Origin of the sequence: Mesorhizobium sp. M7A.F.Ca.US.014.04.1.1 (assembly GCF_003998745.1) — a bacterium.
GTDB lineage: Bacteria > Pseudomonadota > Alphaproteobacteria > Rhizobiales > Rhizobiaceae > Mesorhizobium > Mesorhizobium ciceri.
In genome coordinates, this window is record NZ_RZRW01000496.1 from 854 (window position 1) to 4193 (window position 3340).

Below are 3340 nucleotides of genomic sequence, written 5' to 3' on the forward strand. Positions count from 1 at the left end.
AGATCTGCCGCGGGCTCGAAAATCCGGTAGCCGCCGGCGACATTGAGATAGACATCATGGCTGCCGAATCGCACCCCGCAATGGGCTTCGAGAACCGCCAGGATCATCGACAGCCGGGCGCCGTCCCAGCCGACGACGGCGCGGCGCGGCGTGCCGAGCGAGGAGGGTGCGACCAGTGCCTGGATCTCGACCAGCACCGGCCTTGTCCCCTCCATGCCGGCGAAAACCGCCGCCCCCGGCGATTTGGCATGGCGTTCGCCAAGAAAAAGCTCGGACGGATTGGCGACCTCGCGCAGGCCCTTGTCCGACATTTCGAAGACGCCGATCTCGTCGGTCGGTCCAAAACGGTTCTTCACCGTACGCAGGATGCGGTAGTGGTGGCCGCCTTCGCCTTCGAAGTAGAGCACGGCGTCAACCATGTGCTCGACGACGCGCGGCCCGGCGATCTGGCCTTCCTTGGTGACATGGCCGACCAGTACGATCGCCGCACCCGTGGATTTCGCATAGCGGATCATCGCCTGGGCGGCAGCGCGCACCTGGGTGACGGTTCCGGGTGCCGAATCGGCAAGGTCGGTCCACAGCGTCTGGATCGAATCCAGGATGACGAGATCAGGCCGCTTGCCGTCGGCGATCGTCGCCAGGATGTCCTCGACATTGGTCTCGGCGGCAAGTTCCACCGGAGAGGAGGCGACGCCAAGCCGCTGCGCCCGCAGCCTGATCTGCGCGACCGCCTCTTCGCCCGAGACATAGACGATGCGGTGGCCTTTTGATGCCAGCGCCGCGGCCGCCTGGGTGAGCAGCGTCGACTTGCCGATGCCGGGGTCGCCGCCGACCAGCAGCGCCGAGCCGCGCACGAACCCGCCGCCGGTGGCGCGATCGAGTTCGCCAATGCCCGAGATGATGCGTGGCGCGTCCTCGATATCGCCGGACAGCGTGGTCAGCACCACGGCGCGTCCCTTGCGGGCGTTGCGCGTGTTGGCTGGTCCTGAGCCGATGCCGCCGGACGTGCCTTCCTCGACCAGCGTGTTCCACTCGCCGCAGGCATCGCATTTGCCGGCCCAGCGCTGATGCACCGATCCGCAACTTTGGCAGATGAATTGGACGCGCGACTTGGCCATTAGATGGAAGCCACGCCGTGACAGGCTGGCGGGGCAGCGCCCCTCTCTGGCCTGCCGGCCATCTCCCCCTCCAGGGGGGAGATTTGCAGCTTCAGCGCTTGCGCCTTCTTTTCAACGCCAAAAATTGGCGAAAGCGTCGATGCCATCCGATCTCCCCCCTTGAGGGGGAGATGTCCGGCAGGACAGAGGGGGGCGCCAAGGAATGGGACCTGTCTCAATAGGTCACTCGAACCTTTCCGGCAGATGATGCTCCTCGGCGAGGTCGGAGAAGCGGGTGAACTCGCCCTGGAAGGCAAGGCTGACGGTGCCGGTCGGTCCATGGCGCTGCTTGGCTATGATCACTTCGGCCTTGCCCTGGACCTCGATCATCTTCGTCTCCCAGGCGAGATGCTCGGGCGTGCCTTTCTCCGGCTCCTTGTTCTTGATGTAATATTCCTCGCGGTACACGAACAGCACGACGTCGGCGTCCTGCTCGATCGAGCCCGATTCGCGCAGGTCGGACAGCTGCGGATGTTTGTCGTCGCGGCTTTCGACTTGACGCGAGAGCTGTGAGAGCGCGATGATCGGCACGCCCAACTCCTTGCCGAGCGCCTTCAGTCCGGTGGTGATCTCGGTGATTTCCTGGACGCGGTTCTGCGACGCCTTGGCAGATGAACCCTGCATCAGCTGGATATAGTCGATGACCATCAGGTCCAGCCCGCGCTGGCGCTTGAGGCGGCGGGCGCGCGCCGCGAGCTGGGCGATCGAGATACCACCCGTCTGGTCGATGTAGAGCGGGCGCTTGTGGTTCTCCTGCGTGTAGGCGACAAGCTTGCCGAAATCGGCTTCCGTCAAATCGCCGCGCCGGATTTTCGATGATGGAATCTCGGTCTGCTCGGAGATGATGCGGGTGGCCAGCTGCTCCGACGACATTTCAAGCGAGAAGAAGCCGACGACGCCGCCATTGGCCGCCTTGACGGAGCCGTCGGCCTGTTGGGCAGGCTCATAGGCGGCAGCGATGTTGTAGGCGATGTTGGTGGCCAGCGACGTCTTGCCCATGCCTGGGCGGCCGGCGATGATGATCAAATCCGAAGGCTGCAGGCCACCCATGCGATGGTCGAGATCGCGCAGGCCGGTGGCAATGCCGGACAGGTGGCCATCGCGCATATAGGCCGCGCTGGCCATGTCGACGGCATTCTTCAACGCATCGGAAAAGCTTTCGAAACCGCCATCGTAGCGGCCGTTTTCGGCCAGCTCGAACAGCCGCCGCTCGGCATCCTCGATCTGTTCGCCGGGTGCCATGTCGACCGGCGCGTCATAGGCGATGTTGACCATGTCTTCGCCGACGGTGATCAGCGCGCGGCGCGTCGCAAGGTCATAGATGGCGCGGCCATAGTCGGTGGCGTTGACGACGGTCACAGCCTCGACCGCCAGCCGCACGACATATTGCGCCATCGTCATGTCCCCAACCTTCTCGTCGGCCGGCAGGAAGGTTTTCAGTGTGATCGGCGTCGCCACCTTGCCCATACGGATGAACTCGGACGCCACCTCATAGATCTTGCGGTGCAGCGGCTCGTAGAAATGGCTGGCCTTGAGGAAGTCAGAGACGCGGTAGAAGGCGTCGTTGTTGACGAGGATGGCGCCGAGCAACGCCTGCTCGGCCTCGATGTTGTTTGGCGCTTCACGATAAAGCGGTGTTTCCGCGACGCCGAATTTTCGCGCTGCCTCTGCCATGATATCCCCGATTTCAATCCCGGCCTTTCGATATCAGAACGTGATGAGTCGGTGCTGACCTTTCTGCATCACTACCCAACCAAAGAACCTTGATGCCCGTTGTTCACAGGAACAACCAATCGTCCACAGGAGAGTATTCGCGTGCCCCGATTCCGGTTGACTCGACAGGGCGTGGATCTCTATCTGACTCGTCGGAACAAAGCAAGAACAATGGCACTGTTCATTTTGCGATGTTGTCCAGCCTGTCGCCCCAGTCCAATCGCCGGGCCAACTTGAAGTCGGCGCCGTCGCGCTTGGTGAACAAGCGCTCGGTGGCGGTGCCGTCGTCCTGGCAAAGCTTGAGCAGAACCTTGCCGGAGCCGGATTTCGGTGGCGCAAGAACTCGTGCCTGGTGTGATGTGGGGCCGTCGCGAGAAGCCGCGACGTAGATGAATTTCTCGTCTTCCCACGGCACGTCGGCATCCTTGGCCAGCCGATGCAGGCGCGCGCGGGCGACGCCGCGGGACAAA

General features: G+C 63.2%; 3 protein-coding genes. All 3 read right to left on the bottom strand.

Annotated features, from left to right (window positions below):
- Positions 1–1118: DNA repair protein RadA (gene radA, locus EOA22_RS25965; protein ID WP_245478687.1), on the bottom strand; the 1118-nt coding region annotated here is incomplete at its 3' end.
- A gap of 222 nt (positions 1119–1340) precedes the next feature.
- Positions 1341–2831, bottom strand: coding sequence for a replicative DNA helicase (locus EOA22_RS25975; RefSeq protein WP_013532525.1), 1491 nt, complete (start codon positions 2829–2831; stop codon positions 1341–1343).
- Between the two features lie 220 nt (positions 2832–3051).
- The coding region (locus EOA22_RS25980) for a small ribosomal subunit Rsm22 family protein (protein WP_245478688.1) at positions 3052–3340 on the bottom strand (289 nt) is incomplete at its 5' end.